Annotated in this window: 10 protein-coding genes and 1 pseudogene; 6 read left to right on the forward strand and 5 right to left on the reverse strand. The window is 64.1% G+C overall.

What is annotated here, in order from left to right; all coding sequences use genetic code 11:
• Nucleotides 1-40: 40 nt before the first annotated feature.
• The gene (gene murI / locus AB3L03_RS31330) at nucleotides 41-838 is read right to left on the reverse strand and encodes a glutamate racemase (protein ID WP_085349354.1); all 798 of its coding nucleotides are present in this window, start codon (nucleotides 836-838) and stop codon (nucleotides 41-43) included.
• 173 nt (nucleotides 839-1,011) lie between these two features.
• Here murI and AB3L03_RS31335 point away from each other — a divergent pair, with 173 nt between their 5' ends.
• Both AB3L03_RS31335 and AB3L03_RS31340 read left to right on the forward strand, forming a co-directional pair.
• Nucleotides 1,012-1,563 carry a cytochrome b gene (locus tag AB3L03_RS31335; RefSeq protein ID WP_247409380.1) on the forward strand — a complete coding sequence of 184 codons (552 nt, stop codon included), beginning with the start codon at nucleotides 1,012-1,014 and terminating at the stop codon, nucleotides 1,561-1,563.
• Nucleotides 1,564-1,669: 106 nt separating this feature from the next.
• Entirely contained in the window at nucleotides 1,670-2,311 is a 642-nt protein-coding gene (locus AB3L03_RS31340) for a glutathione S-transferase family protein (RefSeq protein ID WP_085349352.1), read from the forward strand.
• Between the two features lie 16 nt (nucleotides 2,312-2,327).
• Here AB3L03_RS31340 and AB3L03_RS31345 read toward each other — a convergent pair whose 3' ends face one another.
• Together AB3L03_RS31345 and AB3L03_RS31350 are read right to left on the reverse strand one after the other, a co-directional pair.
• On the reverse strand, nucleotides 2,328-3,134 hold the full coding sequence (locus tag AB3L03_RS31345) for a Crp/Fnr family transcriptional regulator (RefSeq protein ID WP_027518831.1): 807 nt from the start codon (nucleotides 3,132-3,134) through the stop codon (nucleotides 2,328-2,330).
• Nucleotides 3,135-3,411: 277 nt separating this feature from the next.
• Complete coding sequence (locus AB3L03_RS31350; RefSeq protein ID WP_247297286.1) at nucleotides 3,412-4,503, reverse strand: preprotein translocase subunit SecD; 1,092 nt, start codon at nucleotides 4,501-4,503, stop codon at nucleotides 3,412-3,414.
• A gap of 253 nt (nucleotides 4,504-4,756) precedes the next feature.
• On the opposite strand from AB3L03_RS31350, the gene AB3L03_RS31355 reads away from it, so the two are divergent.
• The 4 genes and pseudogenes from AB3L03_RS31355 (at nucleotide 4,757) to AB3L03_RS31370 (ending at nucleotide 11,981) form a co-directional block, all read left to right on the forward strand.
• Entirely contained in the window at nucleotides 4,757-6,664 is a 1,908-nt protein-coding gene (locus tag AB3L03_RS31355) for an acyl-CoA synthetase (RefSeq protein WP_368507655.1), read from the forward strand.
• A 165-nt stretch (nucleotides 6,665-6,829) separates the two neighbouring features.
• Nucleotides 6,830-8,684, forward strand: a pseudogene (locus AB3L03_RS31360) (caspase domain-containing protein).
• 39 nt (nucleotides 8,685-8,723) lie between these two features.
• Nucleotides 8,724-10,532 (forward strand): caspase family protein, encoded by a 1,809-nt coding sequence (locus tag AB3L03_RS31365; RefSeq protein ID WP_018455551.1) that lies wholly within the window; start codon nucleotides 8,724-8,726, stop codon nucleotides 10,530-10,532.
• Nucleotides 10,533-10,655: 123 nt separating this feature from the next.
• Nucleotides 10,656-11,981 (forward strand): LVIVD repeat-containing protein, encoded by a 1,326-nt coding sequence (locus AB3L03_RS31370; protein WP_204511648.1) that lies wholly within the window; start codon nucleotides 10,656-10,658, stop codon nucleotides 11,979-11,981.
• A gap of 106 nt (nucleotides 11,982-12,087) precedes the next feature.
• Here AB3L03_RS31370 and AB3L03_RS31375 read toward each other — a convergent pair whose 3' ends face one another.
• A complete protein-coding gene (locus tag AB3L03_RS31375) occupies nucleotides 12,088-13,260 on the reverse strand; it encodes a M20 aminoacylase family protein (protein ID WP_204511647.1) in 1,173 nt (390 codons plus the stop codon).
• Nucleotides 13,261-13,368: 108 nt separating this feature from the next.
• Nucleotides 13,369-14,676 carry an adenylosuccinate lyase gene (gene purB / locus AB3L03_RS31380; protein ID WP_204511646.1) on the reverse strand — a complete coding sequence of 436 codons (1,308 nt, stop codon included), beginning with the start codon at nucleotides 14,674-14,676 and terminating at the stop codon, nucleotides 13,369-13,371.
• Between the last annotated feature and the right edge of the window lie 496 nt (nucleotides 14,677-15,172).

Below are 15,172 nucleotides of genomic sequence, written 5' to 3' on the forward strand. Positions count from 1 at the left end.
ACGACGGCGGACCCTAGCAGCGGGGCGTCGAGGCGCAAGATCAGGCTGGAATGCGGCCGCCGAAGAACGGCGTCAGCATGGTCGAAAGGCCATGCACGCGGTTCGAGGTGAAGATCATTTCGGCGCCGGATTGCGCGATGCCACCGGTGTGCGGGCCGAGCAGATCCGAGACGCGGCGGGCGATCGCGGGCGCCGGATCAATCCAGTCGACCGGCCAGGGGGCGAGCTTTTTCAGCCGGTCGAGCAGCAGCGGGTAATGCGTGCAGGCGAGCACCACGGTGTCGGTGCGTGCGCCTGCGTCCCCGGCATCGCCCACGAAACAAGGGGCGAGCTCGGCGAGGATGGCGTCGTCGCTGACGGGAGAGCCGCTGAGCTCGGATTCAGCCAGCGCGGCCAACTCGGGCGAGCCGACCAGTGTCACCTCGCAACCCTGCGCGAAATCGCGGATCAGCGCCTTGGTGTATTCGCGCTTCACGGTGCCCCTGGTGCCGAGCACCGACACGCGGCGGCTCCTCGACTGCGCGCAGGCTGGCTTGATCGCAGGCACCGTGCCGACGAAGGGCAGGGAATAAGCGGCGCGCAGATGCGATAGGACCAGCGTGGACGCCGTGTTGCAGGCGATCACGACGAGGTCAGGATCGTGCATGCCGATCAATTCCCCCATAAGCGGCACCACGCGGGCGATGATCTCGTCCTCGCTGTGGTGGCCATACGGGAAGAAGGCGTCGTCCGCGACGTAGACGTAATGCGCGTCGGAGCGCGCAGCCACGACCTCACGCAGGACCGTGAGGCCGCCAAGGCCGGAATCGAACACCAGAATCGTCGGAGAATGGGTCACGTGAACACTCTAGCCCGCCATCGTTACCATTCGGTTTTTGGGGCGGTTTTGCGGCAAGGGCACTTAGGGCTATTTTGGAGCGATTCAATTTCGCGACGGCCACATGTTCCCGGTATCAGCTGCCGTACGGCGGTGCGGATAGGGACAGGCCCGCAAAACTCCGGAGCACCGACATGATCAGAAATACCAGTCACGGCTGGGGCAGCATTTCCCGATGGCTGCACTGGAGTCTGGCGCTGATCATCATCGGCATGATCGGCTTCGGGTGGTGGATGAACCACATCCCGGCGCGTCCCGACCGCTTCTTCTACCGCTCGATCCACGCCGATATCGGCTATGTGATCCTGCTGCTCACCGTGCTGCGCCTGGTGTGGCGCCTCGTCAACCCGACGCCGATCATGCCGGCCGGGACCTCGCGCTGGCAGAAGGTCGCCGCCCATTTCAGCCACGGCGCGCTCTACCTCGCCGTCATCATCGTCACCATGCTCGGCTGGGCGCATTCCGGTGCGCACGCACCTGATTATTCGAACTTCTTCGGCCTGTTTCACGTGCCGCAATTCACGGCTCCCGACCGCGCGGCGGCTGGCGTCTATGAAGACCGCCACATCCTCTTTGCCTATGTGCTGCTCGCCTTGATCGCGATTCACGTGATCGCCGCCGTGTGGCACCATTTCATCCGCCGCGACCGCATTGTGGCGCGGATGGTGACGGACGAGGCGGGGTAGGGCGGACATGGGAGGAAGCATCGCGCCCGCGATTGCTTCGCTGCGCTCGCAATGACGGAGTAAGGTGTGGGGTCACGAAACATCCAATTGCGTCGCAGGAGGCCTCATGCTCACCGTCCATCATCTCGGCAAGTCGCAGTCCGAGCGTATCGTCTGGCTGTGCGAGGAGCTGGGGATTCCCTACGAGTTGAAGCGCTATGCGCGCGATCCCGTCACCATGCTGGCTCCGGCCGAGTACAAGGCGCTGCATCCGGCCGGCACGGCGCCGGTGATCACGGATGGCGAGCTGGTGCTCGCGGAATCCGGCGCCGTCGTCGATTACATCGTTGCAAAATATGGCAACGGCCGACTCGTGCTCGGTCCCACTGATCCCGCCTTCGCGCAGTTTCTATATTGGGTTCATTTCGCCAATGGCAGCCTGCAACCCGGTATGGGACGGATGATGATCCTGAACCGGCTCGATCTCGCCAAGGACAATCCGACCCTGCTCGCGATGAAGGGGCGTCTCGATCGGGCCTACGATCTTCTCGACGCAAGGCTTCGCGAGGCCGAATATCTTGCGGGCAGCGCCTTCACGACCGCCGACATCATGACAGTTTTCTCGCTGACCACGATGCGCTACTTCCAGCCCTATGACCTCCAGCGCTCTCCGAACGTGGTCAAATATCTCGGCCGCATCAGTGCGCGGGCGGGCTATCGGCGTGCGATGGAGAAGGGCGACCCGGGCATGGCGCTGCTCTTGGACTGAGCGGCGAGGCGATCGCTCACGCGATCCTGTTCGTGGTGGCGGCCCTCTCTGTTGCCAGCTGCTTCTGCAGGCGCTCGATGTTTTGCAGCAGCCGCTGGCTAGTCAGCACCAGGAAGTAATAGCCGAACTGCGGGTCCTGGAAGTAGATCTCGAGCAGCCGGTCGTAGGTGATCGTCAGCACCTGGCCGTCCTCGATGCACTCGACCGTTCCGGTGCGCCGGTTGTCCGGCGTGAGGAAGCCGAGTTCGCCCATGAGCGTTCCGGGCAGGATCTCGATGTTGATCTCCTTGACCAGGAACTTGCCGGTGACGGTGAGGAACATCTCGTTAGCCGGATCGCGCAGCTTGAACAGCGTATCGCCGCGACGATATTTGCGCTCGGTCATGAACGGCTTGAGCCATTCGATCGACATGTCGCCTTCGGCTGCATGGCGCGCCTTCTTGACGAGCTTGAGCATCTGCCGCAGGCGCAAGGCGTTGATCGGTAGCAGCAGGAGATAGAGCAGGAAGGTCGACACGTTGGCGGAGAGCGCGCCGAAGACGGCGAAGAACGCGCAGCCGACCATGTTAGCGACGCGCAGCGGCACCATGGTCCGCATCAGAAGGGTAGCGACGAAGAAGCCGGCGCCGACCGCGGCGAACATATTGGCCAACGTGATATTCTGGACGAAGATCTCCAGCATCCGATTGAAGATCGAGTCATAGGTGACGTTGTTCGGATCGAGGCCCATCTGGACCAGGATCTTCGCGATCCTGAGGTTATCCGTCGCCGCCTCGAGAATGCGGTCGAGGATCGACGAAATGTCTGCGCTGCCGGACGGCATGGTACTATCCCCGCGTAAGGCCTTCAGTCCCGGTCGGTATTCTCGACACCTATAGCCGAAATCGAACGACGACCGCTTGAATGAAGTTTTGGGCCGCCGTGCCGCAAGAGGCAAATTTTAGCCTGATCGGGCGTTTCGGCAATTGCCTGTTTGGCGGTGCATATGGCCGTGGCGCGCCCGCGATTCGGGGGCCAGTGGGTACGAGCCTCGGCGTGGTCGACCTCGGCGGCCGACCGGGCGAGGGGGACCAGGCGTGGGCGTGGGGCGATCCCCCGCCTTAGGGCTTGGCGGGCGGCACGACCTCCTGCTCGACCAAGCCGAGGTGCCCCGGCAGTGAACCAGCGCGCAGCAGCATGGCGACGCTGTTTGCTTCCTCCAGGGTGAAATTGCCGGAGATCTGGCCCGAGCCGCCGGTGATGGGCTCGCGGATGATGGGGGCGGAGATCACCTTGCCGTCGAGCACGATGGCGAAGGGCTTTGCGATATTCTCTTCGGTGATGTGGGCAAAGCGCCGCGTGCCGCGGCCGTTGAAGCGGAACGAGGCGATCGGCTCTTTCGTGGCGCTCGCAAACCCCGGGCCCGCATAGCTGATGTCGTCGCCGTCGAGCACGCTGTCCTTGGCGACCAGATAAAGGCTCTTGTCCTTGAAGCCGGGCAGGACTTCCGTGCCTGCCGGTGGCGTGCCGGATTGCGCCTGCTCCGGCGGCACCGAGAGGTCGATCAGGCGGAAGCCGACCTTGACCCTGCGGGCGAAGACCGCGGTGACGCGCTCGGGCTCCATCACACCGGGCAGGAAGATGCGGATGCGGTCGGTCCCATCGGGCTGGACGCTGGCCAGCTGGACGCCGGCCTCCTTCAGACGCTGCTCGATCATGGCGATGGCATCTTCGACGAGTTCGTGCAACCGCGCGGCGGATGCCGCATTGGTCGGCACGAGCCTGACCAGTCCGTCGCCGTCGGTCACGGCGAGTGCATGCGACGGCAATCCTTCCGCGGCCGACGCGAGCTTGCGCGCGAGTTGCTCGCGGCCCTTGACGTCGGCAATCTTCAACTCGACGCCGCCGTCGCGGATCGCAAGACCGGAGAAGGCGATCTTGCCCTCGCGCAGGTTCTTGTAGACGTCGTCGCGCAAATCCGTGACTACGCTCTCGCGCAGGCCATCGGTGTCCACCTTGTAGACGATGCGTGACCCGCCGAGCTTCTCCATCTTGTCGCCGATGAAGGCCGAGATCTTGGCGCGCATCTTGTCGAGCTGGCCGTCCTCGGCGAGTGCCGCGCGGGGCAGGGCGATCACCGATGTCATGATCCCCGCTGTCACGGCGAGCGCGATGAACAGCCGGGTAGCGCAATCCCGCGGGGGCGTAGTCATGATCACCTCAGTCTTGCGCCAGGGCGCTGGCGAGGACGCCGGCATGTGAGTCCTATGCCAGTTCTTGGTCCCCGGATCGGGCGCGCAGGTTCAAAAGCCTCTCACCACAGCCCGAGGCCGTTAGGTCATGGACGAACGCCAAATCATCCATCATTCTGCCCGTGCTCGGCCGGCCCATCGGTCGAGGCCACGCCAAACCAAAATGTCAAAAGACAGGGGGCGCGGACATGCATCTGAGGGAGGACGGAATTCCATGGCGGGCATCCACGCGCTCGATCGGCTCATCGGCAGCGACTATCCGGACCTGGCGACGGACGCCGAGGTTCGAGCCTTCGAGCAGGTCCCTTACGCCGATCGCGTCGCGGCCGACAGCACCTATGACGCCATCAGGCTGGGTGCGGTCCGCAACCCCAACGGGCCGGCGATCCAGTTCCTGCAAAATGCCGATCCCGCCGACACGCCTGTCGTGGTCACGTACCGCGACTTCATCGCGCGCGTCACGCAGGCCGCCAACATGCTTCACGCGCTGGGCGTGGAGAAGGGCGACGTCGTCAGCTTCATGCTGCCGCTGGTGCCGGACGCCTTTGTAACGCTGTTCGGCGCGGAAGCCGCCGGCATCGCCAATCCCGTCAATCCGCTCCTGGAGCCGCACCAGATCGCGGAGATCCTCGAGGCCACGAATACGAAAATCCTGGTGGCGCTCGGGCCGATGCCGGGCACCGACATCTGGCAGAAAGTCGAGCAGATCAGGCCGCAACTCAAGCAGCTCAAGGCGATCGTGCAGGTGTTCGGTGCTGGCGATCCGGCGAGAGGAATCTTTGCCTTCAACGACCTCATCAAGCCGCAGCCTTCGGACCGCCTTATCAGCGGACGCAAGATTCTCGGCAGCGACATCGCCGCCTATTTCCACACCGGCGGCACCACCGGCACGCCAAAGCTGGTGCGGCACACGCATGCCAACCAGGTCTATCAGGCCTGGGCGCTCAATCTGCTGCTGAAGTCGAAGCCGGGCGCCAACATGCTGTTCGGCATGCCGCTGTTTCACGTCGGGGGCTCCTTGACGCAGGTGCTGACGACGCTGTCGGCTGGCGGTTCGCTGGTCGTGCTGTCGCCGAGCGGATGGCGCAACCCGAGTGCGGTGAAGAACATCTGGCAACTGGTCGAGCGCTTCAAGCCGGAGGCGCTGTCGAGCGTCCCCACGGTACTCGCCGCGACGCTCGCGGTACCGCCTGGCAATGCGGACATCTCCAGCCTGAAATATGCAGCCGGTGGGGGCTCCGCGATCCCGGTCGCGGTGGGGTCTGCGATCCAGGACAAGCTCAAGCTGCCGGTCGTCGAGGTCTACGGCATGACCGAGACCTCGAGCGTGCACACGCTGGCCTATCGGTCGCGGCCGATCCGGCTCGGTTCGGTCGGCCTTCCCATGCCTTACGCGCGGGTCCGCATCGTCCAGCTCGATGCCGAGGGCAAGCTGATCCGCGACTGCGCGCCGGACGAGATTGGCGTCGTCATCATGGCTGGCCCAGGCGTGTTCGGCGGCTATCTCAACGACGAGCACAACAAGGGTGCCTTCGTCGACGAGGTCTGGGTCAATTCCGGCGATCTTGGCCGGCTCGATGCCGACGGCTATCTCTGGATCACCGGCCGCGCCAAGGATCTCGTGATCCGCGGGGGCCACAACATCGATCCGGCGCCGATCGAGGAGATCATGTTCCGGCATGCCGCCGTCGGCTTTGCCGCCGTGGTCGGCCAACCCGACGCCTATGCCGGCGAGCTGCCGGTCGGTTACGTGCAGCTGAAGCCGGGCGCGACCGTCGAGCCGGGCGAGCTGGAGACATGGGTGCGCGAGCGTACGCCGGAGCGCGCCGCCGTTCCCGTACAGGTCATCTCGATCGATCCGATGCCGGTGACGGGCGTCGGCAAAGTGTTCAAGCCGCAGCTGCGCTGGGACGCAGCCCAGCGCGTGTTCACGAAGGTGCTGACGCCGCTCACTGAGCGCGGCATCGACTGCAAGGTCAGGGTCGGCGCCCACGGCAGCCACGGTTCGATCGCCACCGTGACGCTCGCGGGCCTGCCGGCGGATCAGCGCGAGGCGGTTGCGAGCGAGGTGCACGCACTGCTTGCACCGTTCGTGATGCGCCACGAGGTGGTGCAAATGTAACGGGCTCAACAGACGGCTTTGGCGTCAGCTCCAGAGCAGGGCGACGCTTCGCCGCATCATCCATACCCCGATAGAGCCCCTTATGTGACAAGTATCACATAGGAAGAATTGGTAATTGAGCCATGGTCCGAATAGTCTCGTGGAATTGCATCCGGGGGGACGCAAGTGATTCCGTTTCGGATATTTGTTTTGTTGATTTTGGCCATTGGCCTCGCCTGCGGACCAGCCCATGCGGACCGGCGGGTGGCGCTTGTCATCGGCAATTCCGCCTACAAGAGCGCGCCCAAGCTCGGCAATCCCGTCAACGATGCCACTCTGGTCGGCGGCATGTTCAAGAAGGCGGGCTTTGATTCCGTCGATGTCAGGCTGGATCTCAGCGCCAGCGAGATGCGGCGCATGTTGCGCGAGTTCGCCGGCAGGACCCGCGATGCCGATATGGCGGTGATCTATTACGCCGGCCACGGCATCGAGCTGGAAGGCACCAACTATCTCATTCCGATCGACGCGACGCTGGAGACGGATGGCGACGTACTCGACGAGACCATCCCGGTGGAGCGCGCGCTGTTCGCGGTCGAGCCGGCCAAGCAGCTTCGTCTGATCATCCTCGACGCCTGCCGCGACAATCCGTTTTCCAAGAGCATGAAGCGGACGCTGGCTTCGCGCGCGATCGGACGCGGGCTTGCGAAGGTCGAGCCGACCAGCCCCAACACCATGATCGCCTTCGCGGCAAAGGCCGGTTCGACTGCGTCCGACGGCGATTCGAGGAACAGCCCGTTCGCCACCGCGCTGGTCGAGCACTTGCCCAAGCCGGGCCTAGATTTGCGCAAGGCGTTCGGATTCGTGCGCGACGACGTGCTGAGGAGCACCGGGAACAAGCAGGAGCCCTTCGTGTATGGCTCGCTGGGCGGCGATGACGTGCCGTTGGTTGCTGCCAAGCCGGCTGCAACCGGTCCGCAGGCAAATCCGCAGGATTCGATTCGCAGGGATTACGAGCTCGCGCTGCAGCTTGCCACGCGCGACGGTTGGGAAGCCTTCCTGGCGCAATATCCCGAAGGCTTCTATGCCAATCTGGCCAAGGGCCAGATGAACAAGATCGCTGCTGAAGAAACGCGCGCGTCGGCCGAGCAAAAAGCGAACGCGGCCGAGCAGCAGAAGGCAAGGCTCATTGCCGAACGCGCCCAGAAGGCCGAGCAGGACAAGGCGGCCGCGGCTGCCAAGGCCGCCGAAGAGGCCCGGGTCGCGGCGGAGAAGCAGAAGCAGATCGAGCAGGCAAGGGCGGACGCGGCCGAGCACCAGCGCAAACTGGCTGAGGCTGCCGCGGCAAAAGCACAAGCCGAGAAGCAGGCAGCGGAGAAGGCCAGGGCCGAGCTTGCCGCCAAGCAGGCCGCCGAGAAGGCGGAGCAGGCGGTAAAACCGGCGGCCGATCGGCAGATGCCTGAGGTCGAGCAGAAAGTTGCAGCCCTTGCGCCGGCGCCGGCATCCACATTGTCGGTGGCTGATCTGACGAAATCACTCCAGAGCGAACTGCGCCGCGTCGGCTGCCTGTCCGTCACTGCGGACGGCGACTGGAATTCAGCTTCGCAGCGCTCGCTGGCGCTGTTCAACAAATACGCCGGTACTCAGTTCGATGCCAAGCTCGCCAGCGCCGACGCGCTCGATGCCCTGAAAGCCAAGCCGGGACGCGTCTGCCCGCTCATTTGCAATTTCGGCTCCAAGGCCGACGGCGATCAATGCGTGAAGATTACCTGCCGCGCCGGCTATCGCGTCGGTGATGACAACGAGTGCGAAAAGATTCAGGAGAAGAAGCCGGTCGCCACGCGTGAGGAATCGCGGAGGCGGGATACGGACCGGAAGGCAAGCAGAATCTTCGCCGTCCAGGCCTGAGGCGAGTGGACAGATTATTTGCAGCTCGACGGGATGTCGCCCGGTGCAAAAGGGATGTCGGCTTGTCAGCGGGACGATCCCCGGCAGGGTTAGTTCGAATACAGCCACAGGCGGCAACTTCGAGGTCTGCAATTAGGGTGTCACAGGCAATCGCCCGTAAAAGGCTCGGCGTTTCATGATCGTCTTGCGATCTCTTTCACTGTTGATTTTCGGTCTTTGGCTGGGGTGCGGATCGGCCCAGGCCGACAAGCGCGTTGCGCTCGTCATTGGCAATTCCGCTTACAAGAACGCACCGCGGCTTGCGAACCCGGTGAATGACGCCGGGCTCGTGGGCAGCATGTTCAGGAACGCAGGCTTCGATACGGTCGAGGTCAGGCTGGATCTCAACGCCAGCGAAATGCGGCGATCGTTGCGCGAGTTCGCGGCCAGGACGCGCGATGCCGACATGGCAGTCATCTACTATGCGGGCCATGGCATCGAGCTGGACGGCAGCAACTATCTCGTTCCGACCGATGCGATGCTGGAAACTGACGGTGACGTCCTCGACGAGACGGTCGCGCTGGATCGCGCGCTGTACGCGGTCGAACCGGCCAAACAACTCCGTCTCGTCATCCTCGATGCGTGCCGCGACAACCCATTCGCCAAGACGATGAAGCGCACCCTGGCCTCGCGCGCGATTGGTGGCGGACTTGCCAAGGTCGAGCCGACCAGTCCGAACACGATGATCGCCTTTGCGGCCAAGGCGGGATCGACGGCGTCGGATGGCGACTCCCGCAACAGCCCGTTCGCGGTCGCGCTGACCGATCATCTCCCGAAGCCCGGGCTCGACTTGCGCAAGGCATTCGGTTTTGTCCGTGACGACGTCTTGAAGAAGACCGGCAACAAGCAGGAGCCGTATGTCTATGGCTCCCTGGGCGGCAGCGACGTGCCGCTGGTGCCGCTGAGGCCAGTCGCCGCAGCAGGTCCGCAGGCGAACCCGCAGGACAGTGTGCGCAAGGACTACGAGCTGGCGCTTCAGGCCGGCCTGCGCGAAGCCTGGGAAGCATTCCTCCAGACCTATCCGGACGGCTTTTACGCCAACCTCGCTCGTGTGCAGTTGAAGAAGATTGCCGCCGAGGAGGATCGCACGGTGGCGACCGAGAAGGCGCGTCTGGCCGAACAGGAGAAGGCGAGGCTCGCGACCGAACGAGCCCAGAAGGCCGAGCAGGAGAAAGCCGCCGCAGCTGCCAAAGCCGCGGAAGAGGCGAGGATCGCGGCCGAGAAAGCCAAGCAGATCGAGCAGGCCAAGGCGGAGGCGGCCGAACGAGATCGCAAGGCGGCGGAAGCTGCCGCGGCCAAGTCGCTCGCGGAGAAGCGGGCGCTCGAGAAAGCGGCGACGGAGGCCGCAACGAAGCAGGCGGCGGACAAGCAGGCGGCTGATGCCGAAAGCAGGAAGGTCGCCGCGCTGTCGCCGCCGCCAAGCTCCCCGCCGCCCGGCGATCTCGCGAAATCCGTTCAGAGCGAGCTGCGCCGCGTCGGCTGTCTTTCGGCCGCCGCTGACGGCGATTGGAACGCCGCATCGCAACGCTCGCTGACGCTGTTCAACAAATATGCCGGCACCCAACTCGACGCGAAGCTTGCAAGCGTCGACGCGCTCGATGCGCTGAAGGCGAAGCCAGGACGCGTCTGTCCGCTCGTATGCAATTTCGGCTTCAAGGCCGACGGCGATCAATGCGCGAAGATCACCTGCCGCGCCGGCTATCACGTCGGCGATGACAATGAATGCGAGAAGGTGCCGGAGAAGAAGCCGGTGGTCACGCGCGAGGATTCGAAGAGGCGCGACCAGGACCGCAAGGAGGCGGAGTCCGCGGCTCCGAAGTCGCAGTCCTCCGGGCAGATGATCTGCAACAACGCCGGATGCAGACCGGTCGCAAAGGGCTGTCACCTCGGGCCGGTGCCCAATGCGAACGCCAGCGCCAAGATCACCGGCGAGGTCTGCAACTGAGGGCCAGGCAGCGGTGATGTCCGGCCGGACCAGACACGTCTGCGGTTGAGGTGAGGGCAGGCGACACGAGGCTTGCGTGCCCCGCCGCAAGCGAGCATCATTCCCAAAAAATGGGGAAAACCGATGCTTGAGCTCTCGCGCCGCAGTCACCTTCAGCAATTGTCGGCCGTGCTCGGATCCGCCGCGCTGCCTGGGTGGTCGAGATGCGCTAGGGCTTCGGAGGCAGACATTCCCTCCGAGGGCATCGGCAAGGGCATCAAGCACATCTCCTACAGCGACATCGGCGGACGGCCCGACAGTGTGCAGGTGATGTTCAACCGGCAGCATGTCTATGTCGGACATATGTTCAGCGACGGCGTGACGGTCCTGGACGCATCCGATCCGCGTGCGCTGAAGCCGGTCAATTTCTTCACCGCGGGACAATACACTCGCACCCACCATTTACAGGTGGCGGAAGACCTGCTGCTGCTTGCAAACGGCGCCAACATCGTCGCGATGCAGTCCTACGACAATATGCGCGGCTATTTCGAGAACACGCTGGTCGACAGCATCACCAAGGCCAAGAAATTCCGCTGTGGGCTGTCGATCCACGACATATCGAAACCGAACGAGATGCGCGAAATCGCATTCCTCGAAATGCCCGGCTTCGGCATCAATCGGCTGTGGTGGCCGGGCGGCCGCTATGCCTATGTATCGGCGCATCTCGACGGGTTCACCGACCACATCCTTTGCGTGGTCGATCTCAAGACCATCACCAAGCCGGAGATCGTCGCGAAATGGTGGCTGCCGGGCATGAACCGTGCGGCCGGCGAGCCGGCAACGCCGAAGGGCAAGCGCTTTGCGCTCCATCACATGATCACGGCGGGTGATCGCGGCTATGCTGCCTGGCGCGATGGCGGCTTCACCATTCACGACATCGGCGATCCCGTGAATCCAAAGCTGCTGTCCCACATCAACTGGTCGCCGCCCTTCGCCGGCGGGACGCATACGCCGCTGCCGCTGCCCAAGCGACAGCTCGCAATCGTCGCCGACGAAGCGAACGCGGACAATTGCGCCAAGGGGCTGTTCCATACATTCGTTCTCGACGTGCGCGCGCCGGCAAATCCGGTGCCGATCGCGACCCTGCCGACCCCGCGCGACCGCGATTTCTGCACGAACGGCACCTTCGGTCCGCATAATCTGCACGAGAACCGCCCGGGCTCGTTCCAGAGCGAGGAGACGATCTTCGCAACCTACAACAATGCCGGCGTCAGGGTGTTCGACGTCAGGGACGCCTTCGCACCGAAGGAGATCGCGTATTGGGTGCCGCCGACACCGAAAAAGCTCATCGATCCGCGCCCGAACGTCGCGCTCGCGGCCAAAACCTGCGACGCCTATGTCCGGCCTGACGGGCTGATGTTCGTCTCCGACTGGAACGCCGGCATGCACGTGCTGCAATATCAGGGATGAGCGGTGTTGTAGGGTGGGCAAAGGCGCGAAGCGCCGTGCCCACCATTTGCAGCGGAGAAGTTTGTGGTGGGCACCCTTTCGCTTTGCCCACCCGGCGAGACCTGCACTAACCCGCCGGCATCCGCGTCTCTACCAGGCGCGCCCAATACGACGCGCCGTGGCCGAGGATGTTGTCGTTGAAGACGTAGGCCGGGTGGTGGCACTCGTTGCCGTCGCCCATGCCGACCAGGATCATCGCGCCGGGGCGCGCTTCCAGCATGAAGGAGAAGTCTTCGGCGCCCATCATGGGAATGAACTTGTCGTTGACGCGCTCGGCACCGACGATGTCGCGGGCGACGTCGGCGGCAAGGCCGGCCTCGCGCGCATGGTTCATCGTCACCGGATACATCCGCATGTACTTCGTTTCGGCCGAGCCGCCATAGGCGCGGGCGACGCTCTCGGCGACCTCGCCGATGCGGCGCTCGACGAGATCGCGCACTTCAGGATCGAGCGTGCGCACGGTGCCGCCGAGCTCGGCGACCTCCGGAATGATGTTGAAGGCGGTTCCGGAGTGGAATTGCGTGATCGAGATGACGGCCGATTTGAGCGGATCGACGTTGCGCGCGACGATCGATTGCAGCGCGTTGACGATTTGAGCGCCGATCAGCACGCTGTCGATGGACTTGTGCGGACCCGCGCCGGCATGGCCGCCCTTGCCGTGCACCGTGATCTGGATGTTGTCGGAGGAGGCGAGCATCGCGCCGGGTGTGGTCGCGAAATGGCCTTCGGGCAGGCCCGGCATGTTGTGCATGCCATAGACCTCCTGGATATTCCAACGCGTCATCAGCCCGTCCTCGACCATGGCTTTGCCGCCGCCGCCGCCTTCTTCCGCGGGCTGAAAGATCACCACGGCCGTGCCGTCGAAATTGCGCGTCTCGGCGAGGTATTTGGCGGCGCCGAGCAGCATCGCGGTGTGGCCGTCATGGCCGCAAGCGTGCATCTTGCCGGGGACCTTGGAGGCATAGGGTACGCCCGACGTCTCCATGATCGGCAGCGCATCCATGTCGGCGCGCAGGCCAATGGTCTTGCCCGAGGCGGACTTGCGGCCGCGGATCACGCCGACGACGCCGGTGCGGCCGATGCCCGTCACCACCTCGTCGCAGCCGAACTCGCGCAAGCGGTCGGCGACGATGCCGGCGGTGCGGTGGACGTCGTATTGCAGCTCCGGATTCTCGTGGAAGTCATGGCGCCAGGCGGCCATTTCGTCGGAGAGGGCGGCAACGCGGTTGACGATGGGCATGAGGGAGGTCCGCCTTGATTTGTAGCCCGGATGAGCGAAGCGAAATCCGGGATTTTTTGTGGGAAAAGTCCCGGGTGTCGCTGCGCTCACCCGGGCTACGAATGACGCTCAGCTTTCGCCGAACACGCGCTTGAAGATCGTGTCGACGTGCTTGAAGTGATAGCCGAGGTCGAACTGCTCGTCGATTTCGGCGTCGGTGAGATACTTCTTCACTTCAGCGTCCTTCTTCAGGAGCTGGAGGAAGTCGCCCTCGCCGCGCCAGACCGGCATGGCGTTGCGCTGCACGAGCTTGTAGGCGTCCTCGCGGCTTGCGCCCTTCTGCGTCAGCGCCAGCAGAACGCGCTGCGAATGCACGAGGCCGCCGAGGCGGTCGAGGTTCTTCTGCATGTTGGCGGGGTACACCAGCAGCTTGTCGATCAGGCCGGCGAGGCGGACCAGCGCGAAGTCCAGCGTCACGGTCGCGTCGGGGCCCATCATGCGTTCGGCAGAGGAGTGCGAGATATCGCGCTCGTGCCAGAGCACGACGTTCTCCAGCGCCGGGGTCACATAGGCGCGCACCATGCGCGACAGCCCGGTGAGGTTTTCCGAGAGCACCGGATTGCGCTTGTGCGGCATCGCGGACGAACCCTTCTGCCCTTCGGAGAAGAACTCCTCGGCTTCCAGCACTTCGGTGCGCTGCATGTGGCGGATCTCCACCGCGAAACGCTCGACCGAGGAAGCGATCACACCGAGCGTCGAGAAATACATCGCGTGGCGGTCGCGGGGGATGACCTGCGTCGAGATCGGCTCGGGGACGAGGCCCATGGCATTGGCAACATGCTGTTCGACGCGCGGGTCGATCTGGGCAAAAGTGCCGACCGCACCAGAGATGGCGCAGGTGGCGACTTCCTTCCGCGCCGCGATCAGGCGCTCCCTGGCGCGCGAGAATTCGGCATAGGCATAAGCGAGCTTGAGGCCGAAGGTCACGGGTTCGGCATGGATGCCGTGGCTGCGGCCGATGGTCGGCGTCATCTTGTGCTCGAGGGCGCGCTTCTTCAGCGCCGCCAGCACCTTGTCGAGGTCGGCGAGCAGCAGGTCGGCGGCGCGAGTGAGCTGGACGTTGAGGCAGGTGTCGAGCACGTCGGAGGAGGTCATGCCCTGATGGACGAAGCGCGCTTCGGGGCCGACGATCTCGGCGAGGTGGGTGAGGAAGGCGATGACGTCGTGCTTGGTCTCGCGCTCGATCTCGTCGATGCGGGCGACGTCGAAAGTGGCGTCCTTGGCCTTGGCCCAGACCGTTTTGGCGGCCTCCTTGGGAATCGTGCCGAGCTCGGCAAGGGCGTCCGCCGCATGCGCCTCGATCTCGAACCAGATCTTGAACCGGGTCTGCGGCTCCCAGATCGAGGCCATTTCCGGGCGGGTATAGCGGGGGATCATTGGACTGCTCCAGGAAGGTGGGCGGGCGACCCAGAAGGGGCGACCTGCCAAAATGCTTTTACGCCGTGACTTAGCAGAGCGGGGAGAGCGAAACAAACGGCACCGGCAACGTAGCGGGGGGATGATTGGGCTGGGTGGGGGCATCGGCCGGCCGCGGCGCGCGATGAGCGGAACGTGCCCCGGGGCCGCAGATATTAACTGTCAATCACGGATCATTGACTGACAGATATTGAAATCTGTCAGCGAGACGTGTATATCCGTTCTCGGACGCTCCAATTGGGCGTCTGGCGGCATCCCGGGAGCCCGACGTCCCAAGCAGATGGGGGATTGAGGGTCGCAATTGAACAACAGGGACCGCCAATTGATTGGAGACTTACGACAATGACGACCGAAATCATCAATTTGACCGGGACGATTGGGCACTGGCTCAATTTACTGGTGGCGCGCCAGATCGCGGCGCAGGCTGCAAAACTGCCTCATTAAGGCGAGAGCTTTC

This window comes from Bradyrhizobium lupini, assembly GCF_040939785.1.
In the GTDB taxonomy this organism is placed as follows: domain Bacteria; phylum Pseudomonadota; class Alphaproteobacteria; order Rhizobiales; family Xanthobacteraceae; genus Bradyrhizobium; species Bradyrhizobium canariense_D.

What these genes read in the sequence shown, in the direction of transcription:
- AB3L03_RS31365 (WP_018455551.1), top strand. Translation starts at nt 8,724, where the DNA reads ATGATCGTCTTGCGATCTCTTTCACTGTTGATTTTCGGTCTTTGGCTG.
- AB3L03_RS31340 (WP_085349352.1), top strand. Translation starts at nt 1,670, where the DNA reads ATGCTCACCGTCCATCATCTCGGCAAGTCGCAGTCCGAGCGTATCGTC.
- AB3L03_RS31355 (WP_368507655.1), top strand. Translation starts at nt 4,757, where the DNA reads ATGGCGGGCATCCACGCGCTCGATCGGCTCATCGGCAGCGACTATCCG.
- AB3L03_RS31345 (WP_027518831.1), bottom strand. Translation starts at nt 3,134, where the DNA reads ATGCCGTCCGGCAGCGCAGACATTTCGTCGATCCTCGACCGCATTCTC.
- purB (WP_204511646.1), bottom strand. Translation starts at nt 14,676, where the DNA reads ATGATCCCCCGCTATACCCGCCCGGAAATGGCCTCGATCTGGGAGCCG.
- AB3L03_RS31350 (WP_247297286.1), bottom strand. Translation starts at nt 4,503, where the DNA reads ATGACTACGCCCCCGCGGGATTGCGCTACCCGGCTGTTCATCGCGCTC.
- AB3L03_RS31370 (WP_204511648.1), top strand. Translation starts at nt 10,656, where the DNA reads ATGCTTGAGCTCTCGCGCCGCAGTCACCTTCAGCAATTGTCGGCCGTG.
- AB3L03_RS31335 (WP_247409380.1), top strand. Translation starts at nt 1,012, where the DNA reads ATGATCAGAAATACCAGTCACGGCTGGGGCAGCATTTCCCGATGGCTG.
- AB3L03_RS31375 (WP_204511647.1), bottom strand. Translation starts at nt 13,260, where the DNA reads ATGCCCATCGTCAACCGCGTTGCCGCCCTCTCCGACGAAATGGCCGCC.